This window comes from Nitrosococcus oceani ATCC 19707 (assembly GCF_000012805.1).
Lineage (GTDB): Bacteria > Pseudomonadota > Gammaproteobacteria > Nitrosococcales > Nitrosococcaceae > Nitrosococcus > Nitrosococcus oceani.
In genome coordinates, this window is record NC_007484.1 from 945,417 (window position 1) to 961,710 (window position 16,294).

At 49.2% G+C, this 16,294-nt stretch carries 17 protein-coding genes and 1 tRNA gene; 4 read left to right on the forward strand and 14 right to left on the reverse strand.

Going from position 1 to position 16,294, the window contains the following annotated elements; all coding sequences use genetic code 11:
- The first annotated feature begins 56 nt into the window (after nt 1-56).
- Complete coding sequence (gene cysG, locus NOC_RS04700; RefSeq protein WP_002810502.1) at nt 57-1,463, forward strand: siroheme synthase CysG; 1,407 nt, start codon at nt 57-59, stop codon at nt 1,461-1,463.
- A gap of 17 nt (nt 1,464-1,480) precedes the next feature.
- On the opposite strand, the gene gdhA is transcribed toward cysG, so the two are convergent.
- Both gdhA and nadC read right to left on the reverse strand, forming a co-directional pair.
- Nucleotides 1,481-2,827 (reverse strand): NADP-specific glutamate dehydrogenase, encoded by a 1,347-nt coding sequence (gdhA, locus tag NOC_RS04705; protein WP_002808901.1) that lies wholly within the window; start codon nt 2,825-2,827, stop codon nt 1,481-1,483.
- A 303-nt stretch (nt 2,828-3,130) separates the two neighbouring features.
- Nucleotides 3,131-3,967: a carboxylating nicotinate-nucleotide diphosphorylase gene (gene nadC / locus NOC_RS04710; RefSeq protein WP_002811171.1), complete on the reverse strand. Its 837-nt coding sequence runs from the start codon at nt 3,965-3,967 to the stop codon at nt 3,131-3,133.
- A 188-nt stretch (nt 3,968-4,155) separates the two neighbouring features.
- Between nadC and ampD the strand changes: the two genes are divergently transcribed.
- Nucleotides 4,156-4,728: a 1,6-anhydro-N-acetylmuramyl-L-alanine amidase AmpD gene (gene ampD, locus NOC_RS04715; protein ID WP_002809465.1), complete on the forward strand. Its 573-nt coding sequence runs from the start codon at nt 4,156-4,158 to the stop codon at nt 4,726-4,728.
- On the opposite strand, the gene NOC_RS04720 is transcribed toward ampD, so the two are convergent.
- Nucleotides 4,725-5,270, reverse strand: a complete 546-nt coding sequence (locus NOC_RS04720) for a cob(I)yrinic acid a,c-diamide adenosyltransferase (RefSeq protein WP_002811139.1) — start codon at nt 5,268-5,270, stop codon at nt 4,725-4,727. The two genes, ampD and NOC_RS04720, sit on opposite strands and share 4 nt — an antisense overlap.
- Before the next feature lie 59 nt (nt 5,271-5,329).
- Here NOC_RS04720 and hspQ point away from each other — a divergent pair, with 59 nt between their 5' ends.
- Nucleotides 5,330-5,647 (forward strand): heat shock protein HspQ, encoded by a 318-nt coding sequence (gene hspQ, locus NOC_RS04725; RefSeq protein WP_002811509.1) that lies wholly within the window; start codon nt 5,330-5,332, stop codon nt 5,645-5,647.
- Here the strand turns inward: hspQ and NOC_RS04730 are convergent.
- From NOC_RS04730 to NOC_RS04775, 10 genes are all read right to left on the reverse strand, one after another.
- Nucleotides 5,640-6,182: a MazG nucleotide pyrophosphohydrolase domain-containing protein gene (locus NOC_RS04730; protein ID WP_011330499.1), complete on the reverse strand. Its 543-nt coding sequence runs from the start codon at nt 6,180-6,182 to the stop codon at nt 5,640-5,642. The genes hspQ and NOC_RS04730 overlap by 8 nt on opposite strands.
- A complete protein-coding gene (locus NOC_RS04735; RefSeq protein ID WP_002810259.1) occupies nt 6,179-6,577 on the reverse strand; it encodes an RNA-binding S4 domain-containing protein in 399 nt (132 codons plus the stop codon). Before NOC_RS04735 ends, NOC_RS04730 begins: the two co-directional genes overlap by 4 nt.
- On the reverse strand, nt 6,574-6,972 hold the full coding sequence (locus NOC_RS04740) for a DUF2934 domain-containing protein (protein WP_002810641.1): 399 nt from the start codon (nt 6,970-6,972) through the stop codon (nt 6,574-6,576). The genes NOC_RS04735 and NOC_RS04740 overlap by 4 nt, the downstream gene beginning before the upstream one ends.
- A gap of 82 nt (nt 6,973-7,054) precedes the next feature.
- Entirely contained in the window at nt 7,055-8,053 is a 999-nt protein-coding gene (locus NOC_RS04745; protein ID WP_002810856.1) for a hydrolase, read from the reverse strand.
- Nucleotides 8,054-8,060: 7 nt separating this feature from the next.
- Entirely contained in the window at nt 8,061-10,034 is a 1,974-nt protein-coding gene (gene acs / locus NOC_RS04750; RefSeq protein ID WP_011330500.1) for an acetate--CoA ligase, read from the reverse strand.
- A 574-nt stretch (nt 10,035-10,608) separates the two neighbouring features.
- Entirely contained in the window at nt 10,609-12,027 is a 1,419-nt protein-coding gene (locus NOC_RS04760; protein WP_011330501.1) for a GmrSD restriction endonuclease domain-containing protein, read from the reverse strand.
- Nucleotides 12,008-12,277, reverse strand: a complete 270-nt coding sequence (locus NOC_RS17845) for a DUF262 domain-containing protein (RefSeq protein ID WP_011330502.1) — start codon at nt 12,275-12,277, stop codon at nt 12,008-12,010. Before NOC_RS17845 ends, NOC_RS04760 begins: the two co-directional genes overlap by 20 nt.
- Nucleotides 12,278-13,065: 788 nt before the next feature.
- A tRNA-Arg gene (locus NOC_RS04765) sits at nt 13,066-13,142 on the reverse strand.
- Between the two features lie 351 nt (nt 13,143-13,493).
- Nucleotides 13,494-13,991, reverse strand: coding sequence for an IS630 family transposase (locus NOC_RS04770; protein ID WP_011330422.1), 498 nt, complete (start codon nt 13,989-13,991; stop codon nt 13,494-13,496).
- A gap of 1 nt (nt 13,992) precedes the next feature.
- Nucleotides 13,993-14,325, reverse strand: a complete 333-nt coding sequence (locus tag NOC_RS04775; protein ID WP_011330421.1) for an IS630 transposase-related protein — start codon at nt 14,323-14,325, stop codon at nt 13,993-13,995.
- 772 nt (nt 14,326-15,097) lie between these two features.
- On the opposite strand from NOC_RS04775, the gene NOC_RS04780 reads away from it, so the two are divergent.
- Entirely contained in the window at nt 15,098-15,697 is a 600-nt protein-coding gene (locus NOC_RS04780; RefSeq protein ID WP_002810527.1) for a peroxiredoxin, read from the forward strand.
- A gap of 127 nt (nt 15,698-15,824) precedes the next feature.
- On the opposite strand, the gene dksA is transcribed toward NOC_RS04780, so the two are convergent.
- Nucleotides 15,825-16,262 (reverse strand): RNA polymerase-binding protein DksA, encoded by a 438-nt coding sequence (gene dksA, locus NOC_RS04785; RefSeq protein ID WP_002811640.1) that lies wholly within the window; start codon nt 16,260-16,262, stop codon nt 15,825-15,827.
- Between the last annotated feature and the right edge of the window lie 32 nt (nt 16,263-16,294).

The following is a 16,294-nucleotide window of genomic DNA, read 5'->3' on the forward strand; positions in this document are numbered from 1 at the left end:
CAAATACTTAATTGATAATTATACCGGCATAGCTGGTAACCTAATATTATAAAAAGATGCAATATCTCCCCATATTCCTAAATATACGCGGGCAGCAGTGCCTGGTCGTCGGTGGAGGCACCGTAGCCGTCCGAAAAGTTGCGCTGCTTCGCCAGGCAGGCGCTGAGGTTAAAGTGATCGCCCCGAAACTGCATGAACAGTTGCAAGAATGGGCTGATAAGGGAAAAATTACCGCCCAGCAAGCTTCTTTTAGTGAAACTGAAATAAAAAGCTGTTATTTAGTGATTGCGGCAACAGATGATTCTTCTCTCAACGAGCAGGTTTATCATTTGGCCACGGCTCAGGGAGTACTGGTTAATGTGGCGGATTGCCCCCGTTTCTGCGATTTTATTTTACCCTCTATCGTGGATAGATCGCCGGTAATAGTGGCAGTTTCTAGTGGAGGAGCTTCCCCGGTATTGGCCCGTTTGCTCCGCGCCCGTTTAGAGACCCTTATTCCCCAGGCTTATGGCCGCCTAGGCCAATTTGCGGCGCGTTATCGCAGCCGGATTAAGCAACGGATTACAGGCATAAGAGCACGGCGTATTTTTTGGGAAAAGGTACTGCAAGGTAGCATTGCCGAAAGGATTTTCGCAGGCCAGGAGGAGGAGGCCGAGGGCGCCCTAGAAGCAGCTTTGGAAGGCGGATTTGTGCCAGAGCAGGGGGAAGTTTATTTAGTTGGCGCCGGACCAGGGGACCCGGATCTTTTAACTTTTCGCGCCTTGCGTCTTATGCAGCAAGCTGATGTGGTTTTTCATGATCGTTTGGTCAGCCCGGAAGTGCTTGCTTTAGTACGGCGTGAGGCGGAACGCATTTATGTAGGCAAAAAGCGCTCTTGGCACGCGGTGCGACAGGAGGAAATTAATATGATGCTGGTACGCTCTGCTCGGGAAGGGAAGCGAGTGTTGCGCCTTAAAGGAGGCGATCCGTTTATTTTTGGCCGGGGCGGGGAAGAAATTGCTACTTTGGCGGCAGAAAACATTCCTTTTCAAGTGGTACCTGGAATTACCGCCGCTTCAGGCTGCGCGAGCTATGCAGGAATTCCCCTCACCCACCGTGACCATGCCCATGCCTGTATCTTTGTTACTGGACAGCTCAAAGAGGGGCGTTTGAGTTTGAATTGGCAGGCTTTGGTTCAGCCTCAACAAACTATTGTGGTTTATATGGGCTTATCAGGACTTGAGATCCTATGCCAGGAATTGATAGCCCATGGAATGCCTGCCGTCACGCCGGCCGCTTTAGTACAGCAGGGCACGACTTCCCGGCAGCGGGTCTTGACGGGGACGCTGGCAACACTGCCTGATATTGTCCAGGGGGAAGACATTCATGCCCCCACCTTAGTTATTATCGGTGGAGTTGTTGCGCTTTATCCCCAGCTTGCTTGGTTCAAAGTTCCCGATAGAGAGCCGCTCGATGCACGCTAGACGCTTTTTGGCGCTAATCAAATAACGCCAAATGCCAGCATGGCCTCGGCAACGTGGCGGAAAGCAGCGATATTGGCGCCGATCACATAGTTGCCCGGGCTACCGAATTCCGCGGCAGTTTCGTAGCAGTCTTGGTGAATGCCCGTCATAATTTCGTGTAGCCGCTGTTCGGTGTGCTCAAAAGTCCAGTTATCCCGGCTGGCGTTCTGTTGCATTTCCAGGGCCGAGGTCGCGACGCCGCCGGCATTGGCGGCTTTACCAGGACCATAAGCTAGATTCGACTCCAAAAAAATCTTTACGCCACCGGGTGTGGTTGGCATATTGGCGCCCTCGGCTACGGCAATGCAGCCATTGGCCACTAGAGTACGGGCGGCCTCTGCATCCAACTCATTCTGGGTTGCGCAGGGCAGCGCCACCTGGCAGGGAATATCCCAGACTTGGCCACCTTCGATGTATTGAGCGCCCGGATGTTCGTCGATGTAATTCCGGATGCGGCGCCTTTGGACCTCTTTAAGCTGTTTAACGGTATCCAGATGAATGCCACTCGCGTGGTAGATTACCCCATTGGAGTCGGAGCAGGCCACGATCTTGGCGCCCAGCATCTGTAGCTTCTCTATGGCGTAGATGGCGACATTGCCGGAGCCAGAGACCACGCAGGTCTTGCCCTCCAGGCTGTCGCCACGGGCCTTGAGCATCTCTTCCGCAAAATAGACGGTTCCGTAGCCGGTGGCTTCACGGCGCACCAAGGCCCCCCCCCATTTTGGACTTTTACCGGTTAATACACCCGACTCGTAGCGGTTAGTAATGCGTTTATACTGGCCGAACAGGTAGCCGATTTCCCGCCCGCCAACGCCAATGTCACCAGCCGGTACATCAGTGATGTCGCCAATATGACGGTACAGTTCGGTCATGAAACTTTGGCAGAAGCGCATCACCTCGGCGTCCGATTTGCCTTTGGGATCGAAGTCCGAGCCGCCTTTGCCGCCGCCTAGGGGCATGCCGGTGATGGCGTTTTTGAATACCTGCTCAAAACCAAGAAATTTAATGATGCCGAGATAGACGGAGGGATGGAAGCGCAGGCCACCCTTATAGGGACCGAGGGCACTGTTGAAGCCGACTCGAAAGCCCCGGTTAATCTGCACCTCGCCGCGATCATCTTGCCAGGGCACGCGGAAGATGATTTGTCGCTCAGGTTCGCAAATGCGCGCAATGATTTTCTGATCGGCATATTCTGGATGATGGCGTAGCGCAGGTCCTAGGGTGTCGATGACCTCTTTCACCGCTTGGTGAAATTCGCTCTCGCCAGGATTGCGTTGCACGACCTGTTCGAAAATACTTTGAATTCTTGCTTCTATTTCCGGCATCGTCAGTTTTAAACTTTTGTGGACTGAAAAGCACGACAGTATAACCAACTTTGCGCCGAGACCGCATCCCCAATTTTTAGCTCTTCAGGAAAATTTGTAAGTAGAACGCAACGCAGCGCCGTAACGGCTACAAGTAGGCCAAAAAAATGAGCTAATTAGGAGAAGAAGGTATTCTGTCCCCCGCCATTGTACCGATGTTAATATTAATTCTATATGATTTTCGTTTCATAGGTTTAGTATAAACAACCACTTATAGCCTTAGTAAATTACAACCTTTTGCTAAATCAATATAAAAACTTTCCTCTAAAAAGCTTCGGGAGTAAAGCGTATTGACAAATCTACGGCTCGGATATCCTTGGTCAAGGCGCCTACTGAAATATAATCGACTCCAGTTTCGGCAACCTGGCGAATGTTCTTGAGGGTAATGCCTCCAGAGGCTTCTAATTTGGCCCGTTGCTGGCTAATGCGGACGGCTTCACGGAGCGAGGGGGTATCGAAGTTATCAAGTAGTAGGATATCAGCACCAGCAGCAAGTGCCTGTTGCAACTCGTTCAGGTTTTCCACCTCTATTTCCACCGGGAGGTTGGAATTGGCGATACGGGCCCGCGCTATCGCTGCTGTAATGGAACCGGCGGCCAGGATGTGGTTTTCCTTAATCAAGATTCCATCGTAGAGGCCGTGGCGATGATTGTGGCCGCCTCCGCATCGCACCGCATATTTCTGCGCCTGGCGCAGGCCAGGCAAGGTTTTACGGGTGTCTAGTATTCTAACGGGCAAGCCCTTTACGGCGGAGGCGTAGCGGTGGGCTATGGTTGCAGTCCCGGAAAGAGTCTGAAGGAAATTTAGAGCAGTGCGCTCGCCGCTTAAAAGGGGGCGTGCAAGGCCGTACAGAGTACATATTATTTGATTAGCAGGAACGAGATCTCCATCTGCCTTTGCCCAATCAATGGCAATGTCAGCATCTAATTGGTGAAATACTTCATTAAACCATGAGGTTCCGCATAATATTGCCGTTTCACGGCAGATAATGGTGGCGGTGATTTTAGTAGTGGCTGGGATTAACGTTGTGGTGACATCACCGGTACCGATATCTTCGGCAAGCGCGCGGCGAACTTCTTCTTTAATAGAGACAGGAGACATGAAGTTATTTATAGCGAGTGGCTGAAATCAATTTTAAATTCTCAATTATAGCAATGATTATTAGACTGTTTTGCAATTTCCCCTATTTCACGGTACGAAAACTTGTTATTCCTCTCATTGCTAAGCTTGGGGAGAGTGAAGTCTAGGGTAGAATTTCTCATCCAAATTTGGTGGAGCAGGCATAGGTAATGGGCAAAGTCATTTCTGGGAAGTGGTGGATAGACGCGGATAGCGGCTGGCTTGCCAATGCCCGTCGTGTGGTCTCGCCTAACCAGGATGAGCGGCCACCAGGCATGGCTGCGGAATGGGTAGTGATCCATGGTATTAGCTTACCTCCTGGAGAGTTCGGAGGACCATGGATTGATGCCCTCTTTACCAACCGTCTTGAAGTGGCTGCTCATCCCTACTTTGATGGGATTCGCGGGCTGCGGGTCTCCGCTCATATTCTCATTGCACGGGATGGCACTTTAACCCAATATGTGCCCTTTCATAAACGAGCTTGGCATGCGGGTGAGTCTATGCTTAAGGGGCGCTGCCGATGTAATGATTTTACTATTGGGGTAGAATTGGAGGGTGCCGATACCGTACCCTATGAAAAGATGCAATATCAGGTGTTGGCGAATCTGATAAATGTTTTGGCCGGAGCTTATCCGGCCTTTTCCAAGGAACGGATCGTGGGGCATAGTGATATCGCGCCCGGCCGTAAAACCGATCCGGGTCCTGCTTTTGAGTGGATGCGGCTCAAATCTTTACTTGCTTAGCGGTGTTTCTCCCAAAGAATTTCTTTTGCTCCCGCTGTTCGGGTAAGTTCCCTGGCCATGACGAACAAAAGGTCTGAGAGGCGGTTAAGATATTTCAGGCTTTCCGCATTGACGGATTCCTCCTTGGCAAGGCTCACGAGTCGCCGCTCTGCCCGCCGGCAGGTCGTGCGAGCAAGGTGGCAAATACCCGCAGGAATGGTGCCTCCAGGCAAGATAAATTCCTTAAGCGGCGGTAATTCCTCATTTAGGTTGTCTAGCAGCCGCTCTAGAGCTTGAACCTGACTAGCTTGGATGATGAGAGTAGGAGGAATACTCAACTCCCCGCCCAAGTCAAAGAGCTCATGCTGGATAGGGGTTAAGCTCTGATGGAGAGAATGGGGTATGGAATGAGCAAGCAGCAAGCCGAGTAGGGCGTTTAGCTCATCAATGGTGCCAATAGCCTCGATGCGGGGATGGTCTTTAGGTACCCGCTGCTTGGGACCTAGGCCAGTAGTTCCCTGATCGCCCGTACGGGTATAGATCTTGGATAAACGGTATCCCATGATAGTGTATTAACCTGTTATACATTCATGGGTAAGTATAAACTAAGTGGAGAAAATCTATGGAGCAAGCAAAGGCCAAATTTACCATCGGCCAGATAGTGCGTCATAAATTATTTCATTATCGAGGAGTAGTGGTTGACGCCGATCCCAGCTTCCAAGGCAGTCCGGAATGGTATGAGCATATGGCTTGCTCCCAACCGCCAAAAGATCGGCCTTGGTACCATGTTTTGGTCAACGATGCGGATTATGAAACCTATGTGGCTGAGCGAAACCTTGATCTTGATGGTTCGGGGCAGCCTATTAATCATCCCGCGGTGGAGATGTTTTTCGATGAGCTGCATGAGGGAGTCTACCGCTGCCAGCGTCATATCAATTAAATTCCCCTTCTTTTGCTTTAGCCTCCTCCCAAAGTGTATCCATTTCCGCCAGGCTTGCCTCTGCTGGAGAAGAGGCACGCTTGGTGAGCATGTATTCGATATAGCGAAAGCGCCGTTCAAACTTATCGCTACAACTGTCCAGCGCTGCCTCCGGCATGATGCCGGTATGACGAGCCAAGTTGATGCAGGCAAATAATAAATCGCCAATTTCTTCTTGCAGCCTAGAGGAGTTTTCATTGCTGGTAAGCGCTGCCCGGACTTCTTGTAGTTCCTCTTCTATCTTCTCTAGGATGGGGGCAGCGCTTGCCCAATCAAAGCCCACCTGGGCGGCGCGTTTTTGTAGCTCCAGGGCGCGGGCTAAAGCGGGCAACTCCTGGGGGAGGCTAGCAAAAGTCTTTGCCTTCCCTCCGGTATGGGATTGGCGGCGTTGTTCCTCGGCCACAGACGTTTTCCCGTCTAGCGTTGTATCGGCTCCAGAGGGCTGTTTTCCAAAGCCATGAGGTGAGCGCTGAGTTGTGTTTTTGGCGGTGGTCATTGGTTTTTCCGAGTAAAACGGATAATCTGGCGGCGCTCTCGTTTAGAGGGACGGCCTTGGACGGCGGGCCCCTGGTATTCCCGTGCCTCTCTTAATTGCATGGCCAGGGTTTCCCGCTTTGTCTTGCTGGCATCGCTTTCCTGGTAAAGCAGGGAGGCTTCGGTTGCGGGGCGGCGCTGCCTGGACAGTTTATCAACGGTGATTTCATGTTCGAAGTGGCCGCGGCGAATGATTAAACTATCGCCCACGGCAACCCTTTGACTTGCTTTAACCCGGCGGCCATTAAGGTGAACCTTGCCGCCGTTGATTGCTTCCACCGCAAGGCTGCGGGTTTTGAAAAAGCGGGCGGCCCAGAGCCATTTATCGAGACGAATTTTTTCGGCTTCAGAGGTCATAATTGTCCATCGACTTGCTTTTGGGTTGCCGCCAGCATGGTATCGATTTGCGCCTCCGCCTGGCGCCAGTTTTCCTCCGGGCTGCTATTTTGAGGCCCCCGTTCTTCAGCAATATAATAAGCCGCTTCCGCGATCATCTTCCAGCGTTCTTCAGGGCTAACAGGACCTGGTCCAGGTTTCTCTAGGCTGGTTTTATCGGGATCGGCGGCGGCTTTTTGAGGCGCCTCCGGCGTGTTGGTCCCTCCCGTAGGCGCAGAAGATGGGTGTGTATCTGAAGCGGAGTTCTCTAAACCTATCTCTTCTACCTTAGCAAGAATCCGGTTTAGTTGCTTAGCAGCCGTTTTTGATAGTTTAGCGGCTACCGTTCCAATGATATCTTTAAATGTTTGACTCATAGCGATAATCCTTGTCGCCATTAGACGAAGTGAGTGGCTTATTGCTGGTTAAGAATGTAAAAACGGGGGAGCATCATAGTATTCACCCGCTAGCCAGGGCTATTTTTCCTGGAGTTTCTGTTTCTAAATATAGACTGAGAAATTCTGGAATTCTTTCCTCCAACCAATATTGGGGGCGCCATGGCCAGGGACCACCAATAAATCCCACATGTCCCCCTCCCGTGCTGAGTTCTAATTGGACGCTGGGGGAGAGATCCGAGGCCGAAGGAATAGCATCTTGGGGCAAAAAGGGGTCATCTATGCTGTGTAGAAGTAAAGTGGGAATTTGGATTTTGCGTAGAAAGGGTCGGCAACTGGAGCGCCGCCAATAGTCATCGGCATCAGCAAATCCATTGAGGGGAGCGGTCACTAAATCGTCAAATTCCTTAAATGTCCGGACTCCTTTTAGGGTTCTGAGATCGAAAGGGCAGTCTGGATGGTTAAGTTTATACCGCACGGAACGTTGCAGGGCCTTTACCAGGGACCACTGATAGGCTTGGGAGAGGCCCTGTTCTAACTGCCAGGCCGCCCGGGCCAGATCGAAGGGAACGGAAATCCCAACCGCGGCCCTGAGATTTGCCTGGGAGCCGGTTTCACCAAGCCATTTGAGCAGAATGTTGCCCCCCAGGGAATAACCAACCGCTGCTAAAGGGGTAGCGGGTTCCCGCTGGCGCAGGCTGGAGAGCAGTGTTTGAAAATCCCCCGTATCGCCGGAGTGATAGCTGCGGGTTAGCCGGTTGGGTTCGCCGCTACAACCGCGCAGGTGTAGCAGCACTCCGCGCCAGCCCCGCTGGGCAATAGCTTTGAGAATGCCAGAAGCGTAACGGGAGCGATAGGACCCTTCAAGACCATGAATAACGATGACGATAGGGCCTTTTTCCTTACCGCTCCAAGCGAGATCCACAAAATCCCCATCCGGCAGCTCTAACCGTTCCCACAAAATCTCTATCCGGGAGGGGGGGCGAAAGCGCGACCCCCATACCGTTTGAATATGGGGGCCAGGCAGCCACCAGGCGGGCTGAAAATCGCTAAGGACGATCATGGTCGCGCTATGCTTTGCCCTGAAGCTGGGCGAGAATCGCCTCGCTTTCCAGGGTCGAAGTATCCTGGGTAATTGTTTCACCCTGGGCGATAGTTCGAAGCAAGCGGCGCATGATTTTGCCGGAGCGGGTTTTCGGCAAGCCATCCACAAACCGGATCTCATCCGGTTTAGCAATAGGTCCAATCTGTTCGGCTACCCAGGCCCGCAACTCTTCAGCCAAGGGGGCGCCTCCGTCTCCATTTTTAGCGGGGCGGTCGCCTTTCAGAATGACATAAGCCAGGATAGATTCTCCTTTGATAGCGTCAGGGCGGCCCACCACGGCTGCTTCCGCCACCTTAGGATAAGCCACCAAGGCGGATTCGATTTCCATGGTTCCCAGGCGGTGCCCCGAGACGTTCAAGACATCATCCGCCCGGCCCATAATCCAGAAATAGCCATCTTCATCCCGGCGGGCGCTGTCACCGGCAACATAGTATTTGCCGTCGAATTTGCGCCAATAGGTTTCGTAGTAGCGTTGATCATCCCCCCAAATAGTGCGAAGCATGGCGGGCCAGGGCCGGGTAATGACCAGATACCCACCCCGATCAGCCGTGGTAATGGATTCTCCTTTCTCATCCACCACCGCGGCACTTATGCCCGGCAGAGGGAGCGTACAGGAGCCGGGTTTAGTGGGAATAGCGCCAGGAATCGGGGAGATCATGTGGACTCCCGTCTCTGTTTGCCACCATGTATCGACAATGGGGCAGCGCTCGTTGCCGATAATGCGGTAATACCACATCCAGGCTTCCGGATTGATGGGTTCCCCGACGGTGCCTAGCAGTCTTAGTTGGGATAAGTCATAGCTGGCGGGGAGATCATCTCCCCATTTCATTAAGGCGCGGATCGCCGTGGGGGCAGTGTAGAAAATAGTTACCTTATGATCTTGGCAGAGTTTCCAAAAGCGGCCAGGATCGGGAAAAGTGGGGACTCCTTCATACATGACCATGGTGGCGCCTACCGCAAGCGGCCCATAGGTCGTATAACTATGGCCCGTCACCCAACCCACATCGGCGGTGCACCAGAAGATATCTTCATCGCGAATATCAAAGACCCACTTCATGGTGGTAGCGGTGCCAAGTAAATAACCGGCACTGGCATGCTGGATGCCCTTGGGTTTACCCGTAGAGCCGGAAGTGTACAGCAGGAATAGGGGATGCTCGGCGTTTACCCATACTGGCTCACAATGGCTATCCGCCTTGGCCTCGATTTGATGCCACCATAGATCGCGCCCGCCGGTCATGGCGATTTCGTGGCCCGTGTGTTGTAGGACAATAACACGTTGAATACTTACGCAGCCTCCTTGCAAGGCGCGGTCAGCGGCGGCTTTGAGTTGGATGATGCGCCCGCCCCGGTAGCCGCCATCGGCGGTAATGAGCAGTTTTGCCTCGGCATCCTCGATGCGGCCTTTTAGGGATTCAGCGGAGAAGCCGCCAAATACCACTGAATGAATAGCGCCAATACGGGCGCAAGCCTGCATGGCAATGACCGCTTCGGGGACCATGGGCAGATAGATAACGACCCGGTCGCCTGGGACAATACCTTGTTCTTTAAGGACGTTAGCGAAGCGGCAAACCCGCTGGTGCAATTGGCGATAGGTTAGGGTTGTGACCTCCCCCCGTTCCCCCTCAAAAATGATGGCCGCCTTATCGGCCTTTCCTTTCAAATGCCGGTCTAAGCAATTGAAAGAGACATTTAGCTCACCCTCGGTAAACCACCGATAATAAGGGGGGTTAGTGTCGTCCAGGACCGTTTCAAAGGGTTTATGCCAAGTGAGTTCCGCCTTTGCCTGATCTGACCAAAAACCTTCGAAATTCTCGTCTGCGGCTTGGACCAAGGAATCGAAGGCGGCCCTATCGGGAATACGGGCTTTGGCGGAAAATTCAGCTGGAGGGGAAAAAAGGCGTTCTTCACATAAAGTGGACTCAATATTTTTGTCATTCATAATCTTTTCCTGGCGCGGTAACTTATTGATTTGTAGATATAAGGAGCACCTGTTAGTAAAATAGATTTTTTGCCAAAGCGCAAGGCGCTTGCCGTGCAGATTGTTTTGGAGCGGCTTTGATCTGACCTTAATCCCCCGGTACAGTAAAGTACCAGAGAATTATAGATGCAAACCTTGAACTTTAGAGGGAAATTCTTTGATCTTTCATTCTACCAAGGATGAGAAGCTCAGATGGGAGACCGCCCAACGCTTATTCAAGCGTGACTGTGCCAAATTTACGCCCCGGTGGGAGCAGGCGCTTAGGTACGGGCACACAAGAATGAGTTGGGGTAAGTTGGTAGATGGACTAGACGTACCGTGGGATTGCATTATTGAGGTGGTGGCTCGGGGGGGTTACCGCAATATAGAAGAGGGCGCACTATCATGATATTCGCCAGGTGCCGCGCTACTGTTACTTAGGTAGTATCGCTGGCAAGCTCCAGCTATTTGAAGGAGCCTTCCGGAGCGTTTTTGCGGAGGTGGATAATTCCACCCCAGGTTCTTAATGACATTTACGTTCCTTAGTACCACTCTATTATTGTAATAGGTATTGAAATTTTTCTAAAATCAGCCGCTTTCTCGCTTCAATAAAGTCTTCAAAACGATCCAATTCCCATAAAGTCTTATCCTTGGGAATGAGATGGAGGTCTAGATATTCATCGTCTTTATCTCTAAACCACTGCATTGGTAAAGCATCGCTTTTGCCTCCTGCACCATTTTCTTGGGTTCTCAATAACATACAGTTTGCAATTTGGTCACGGAAGCCTGTTTTATAGCGCAATATATTTCTCCGCCCCGTTTCAGGATTTTCGTCTTTCACTGTCTTCAGCAATGATTGTGGGAATATATGGTCCACTTGGGGTAAATTGTTTTCATATGCCGGTTGGTAGTTAAAATCCCGGTACCAGAGATTGAACAACAGGTGAATATCCTTTGAGCTGTAGCGAGTATTTAAAATAGTGTCACGAGTTACTTCAAGACTACGCCCATCTGCACGGATAACACCGAATAACTCTGTGACATCAAAATCAGAAATTTCATCGATACGCCTAGTACATTTATCAATCAGAGTATCCGGTCTCCCACCAAAGGAACCAGTGAGGAGAGTCTGTAGAATATAACTATCTAAGTTACTAATATTTCCCCATTTTCCAGGAAATTTAAACCTAAAATAAATAATAGGTATCAGACCTAGGTAAGAGGGTAAAGCTCGGTCTGTGCGAATAAAGGTTTTCCCTTGTAAAAAATCTTTTACATCGCTAATAGCGGCCGATATTTCATCCCAGCGTTCAATAATGGCCTCTCTTGTTCTACCATCGCGAAATTTTGCAATATCATAGCTAGCGCCTTTACCTAACAGGGTCAGGCAGGTTTTTAGGACAAAGTCACGGGTGAAGTGATAACCAGGCCGGTTTAATTCATCAAGCAATTCCTCCATACGTTCATCCGAATCTTCCCAACTGGAGGTTAGAAGAGAGAATAGTAGATCGGATTTACCTAGCTTGGTCCCACCAGAATTGGCGCGAATAAAGATCTCAACGATATCATTTTCCGTATAGGCATCTGGATTATCGACACTATCCAGCTCTTGATAGCTTAATGCCTCATGCTGTACAAACATCTGGATTGCCTTCCAGACATTCTCAGTAGTTCTGGCTATGTCATTATCACTTAATTCTCTATCTGCTTTTGCAATCACTTCATCAGCAAGTCTATTAGGCATGCCGTTATAGAAAACGATCTCCTTGAAACAAATCCAAGGAAATACGGCTTTGTAATTGCTAAGAAAGCGAAAACGATAACGAACATCTTCCGGTGCGGCCGATTCGCCACTTAAAATATCAAAGTAAAGTTCCTTCTTTTCATAACTACCTTTAAGCCCGATGAACAAGCTTTGCAAGCGTTGTTGCCCATCTAAAATAAGCATTTTGGCTTTAATTATTTTCAGGCACATAAAAATCGGTCAAACGTAAACCCTGCTTGTAGTTATCAACAAATTTGCGATGCCGAATCTCCGCCTTAGTACGCCACACTAATAAGGTGCTTATAGGATATTCCCGCATGATTGAATCAAATAACCTTTCGATTTGATCTTCTGACCAAACAAAGGGACGTTGAATGTTGGGTAGCCAATAACCACCGTCTTTCTCGTCATTATTCAAGTACGAGACCATCTTTCTGATCGATTCTTTCTGATTCTTCATTTTTTCTTATTTCCTTTATAGCCTAGCCATTGTGTGGTTATATTCATCTCCTAGGTGCTTCGATTAACAAAGTTTACTTTGGCCGCTCATTTTAGGTGGAGCTATCTTGCTAGAATTTGTTATTTAATCACCAAGATTATCGGCTAGCTTAGGGGGAGTCTTTAAAGGGTATCAGTGGCAAAAAGGATTAGATTAGGCAGCAATATCTTAATACAAGTAAGGCGGCCGCCGGTTGAGTCCTCCTTGTAGTCTTGGCGAAGCTGAAGTGAAGCTAGCGGGCGAAGGTGTTTCTGAACTGTAAGCTAATTATGGTCCTAGTTGCTGAGTGTATTTCGTACGATATGATAAACGATAACGGCATTATTGGCTGGTGGTGACAAGTGTATCCTAGGTACAAGTATCCAAACTACGTAAGATTTAGTACTTAAAACGGGATGCGCTTCGCATTCCCGCATTGCCTTACGGAGGCTAGTTCGGCTAGTTTTGAGCTTGGGAAGTAGAGTGATGGATTGGTTATAAAAATTTCGACACAGGCTCAGCGCTAGTAGGCTAGCTTAATCCAAGTCAAGGCTAGTCTTTTATCCTTGAAGGATTTATTAACTGGCTTATGTCCCTTTAACCTGATCTGTACCTGATAGGAGTTACCTCTCTTTCTAATTGTAGTCATAGTGTTTCTTACCTCTGTATTAGCAGCTAGCGAAGCTGTTTTTTTGTGACAGAGATAGATAACCATGCTAATTGTAGGGATATAAATATATAATGATTACTAATCAAATCATATATTTAAATGGCGCCCCGGATACGATTCGAACGTATGACCTTCCCCTTAGGAGGGGGATGCTCTATCCAGCTGAGCTACCGGGGCAGAGATAATATTGTTGAGAGCTAAGTAGGGTTTGTGGGCTCTGCCATTTTCATGGGTGAATGAAGCCCCAATTTAACATATTCCCGCTCTTTATCGTGGAAGGGCAAATTTGCCTATGCATCTGGCAAATAGTGGCGCACATTTTACCCTATGAGACTTGGGGAGTGAAGGGGGGGGTTAGATTTATATTTAGGCATGTCTACCCGGTTATCCATGCAGGAAGAGGGGCAAATTTTCGCAAAGCGGTGGATGTATCTAAGCTCCGGCGGATTACTCTAGTCACTATACGCCCTTTTTATACGCGCATTTGCTAAGAGTGGTTGAACTGCGTAATTATAGCTAAATCTATAATTACTGATACGCTGCAACGATATTCTCAAGGGTTTCATGTTCGTTGTATTCTCTGATTTTTTTGATATTTCCGAAGTCTTTTTCTATGGGGTTAAAGTCAGGGGAATAAGGGGGGAGGAATAAAATTCCCGCCCCTGTTTTTTTGATGATTTCACGTGAAGAAACGGCTTTGTGGAACGGAGCATTATCCATGATGACAATGTGGTTGCTGTTGAGCAAGGGGCAAAGCTCTTTTTCCAGCCATGCATTGAACACAGCCGTGTTACAGGTTCCCTCAAATAGAAACGGCGCTTCAAAGCCTTCATCCATACGGGCGGCCAATAAAGAGGTTCGCGGTCTGCGATGACCGGAGATCAGACCATAAACACGCCGCCCCTTTGGAGCGTAAGCGTAACGACGGGAAACCTCCGGCTCAAAACCGCTTTCATCAAGATAGACAAATCTTTTGCCGCGGCGGCGATAGCGTTCACGAAGGCGAAGAAAGCTCTTTCTTTTCATATTACAGCGCTGCGTGTACCCCGTCATTTTTTTTACGGGTTAACCCCATTTTGTGCATCGCATGCCAAATACAGTAATACGAAACGCCAAAATGCCGGGCGCGTTCTTTATAGGTGAGAGCAGCCTTGTCTTCCACATGGACCCGTAAAGCCTCCCAGTCCAGCTTGTGTGAACGGCGAGGGCCGGGACGCTCGTAACACAGCGCATCATCCTGCGACAACCAGCGATAAATGCTCGCGCGGCCTACCTGAAATCTCCGGGCCGCTTCCGCCTTGCTTCCACCGCCCCTTACAAAATCGATTACTCGTTTGCGCAAATCAATTGAACATCTCATCACAACAGTATGAATGAATATAACACAAATGTCTCAATATTTATAAATTTAGATATACAACTTTCTTCCCGGTAAAATCCTTATGGAGAGGCTTAGGAATATAATGGCAGGTATCGTGCTGAGATCAAAATTTATTCGGGGTGGTGGTAGATGTTTAAGGTTTTTAAATCCCTTGACATTTATAGGTATTTAGGTGCTTACTATAGGCCTGCGTAAACGGAGATGAAAAAAAACGGGAAGACCACATACACTGTTTCCTTGCTGATGTGGTTTCCCGCGTCTGCGATATAAAAATAAAAATAAGAGGCTTCGGTTGCCAGGGCTTTGGAAGCGCCTCGGGGCCGCCTTTCTGGCAAGCGAAAGCTTTTGCTAAACTAAATAGACCACGCTCTTAGAGCGTGGTTCCTTTTTTTATAACGAAAAATAAGCTTTTTATCAAAATATGCAATAAAAACGAGATATCGTGTGAAATTGTCTTGCCTCCTTGGCTAGGAGCGATGAAAACCCGCCCTTGTAGTCTATCATCAAAGAGAATAATTTAAGATTTTGTACCGAAAGGCAGCTGGCCTGCATTTTTTAGTGGGAGGCAGGAACTCCTAGCTACGAGCATTAGGTAGGTGAAGGGTACGTCTGAGTCGTTAAACTCTTTGCAGGGAACTTAGCCGAATTTATGCTTATTATCTCTTGATTTTAAGATAAAAATTGCTAAAAATTCCTTAATCTTCCTCCCCGGTAAATTCATGTTGATAACCTATCGAAAGGAGAATATGCTGTGAGCGTACTAGTTACACAAGTTGCCCCTGATTTTTCTGCTCCTGCCGTGATGGCTGATGGTACCATTAAAGAAAATTTCCGTCTTTCTGATGCGCGCGGTCAATATGTCGTCCTCTTCTTCTATCCTCTGGATTTTACTTTTGTTTGCCCTTCGGAAATCCTGGCCCATAACAACCGTTTGGAAGACTTTAAAGAGCGCGGTGTAGAGGTCATTGGTGTTTCTGTCGACTCCCAGTATAGCCATTATGCCTGGCGTAATACGCCGGTAGTAGATGGTGGGATTGGCGCCATTGGATTCCCGCTGGTAGCCGATTTAAGCCACGATATTACCCGCGCTTATGGGGTTGAGCACCCTGATGGCGTAGCCCTGCGCGCTTCCTTTCTAATTGATAAAAATGGCGTGGTCCAGCATCAGGTTGTCAATAACCTTCCCCTTGGCCGTGACGTAGAAGAAATGCTGCGCGTGGTAGATGCTTTACAATTTACGGAAGAGCATGGCGAGGTATGCCCAGCAGGGTGGCGCAAGGGAGAAGAAGCTATCCGTCCTGATGCCGAGGGGGTGGCCGAATATTTGAGCAAACACGCAAGCGCCCTATAGTGTTGCTATAGGGATAGAGAAGTTTATATTTTATTTTGATTGCTGGGAGGAACTCTACGAATTTGCTTAGGCAGGTTTTGGGCGTTTTGGGGTGCCCCGTCTTTTTGGACGGGGCACAGATTTCTAATCAGGCCCGTTGTTTCTCCTTGATTTCGTCTAGTGTTTTGCAATCAATACAGAGGGTAGCTGTGGGACGGGCCTCAAGGCGCCGAATGCCAATTTCGGCCCCACAGCCATCGCAGTATCCGTAATCGCCCTTATCAAGGCTCCGTAGGCGTTCATTAATCTTTCCGATAAGCTTACGTTCCCGATCCCTAGCGCGTAGCGCTAACGTAAATTCTTCTTCCTGCGAGGCACGATCGCTGGGATCGGGGAAATTTGCAGCCTCATCCTGCATCTGGTGAACAGTCCGATCAACCTCTTCCATAAGCCGCTGCCTCCAGTTCAGCAAGAGTTCTTGAAAATGCTCAATCTGCGCTTCGCTCATGTATTCTTCCCCCTTTTTTTGTTGATAGGGGGTAAATTCTTGGAGAGATTGCACCAGATTCCTGTCATTAATGGCCATATTTTGGCTCCTTAAGTACGACAAAAAATAGT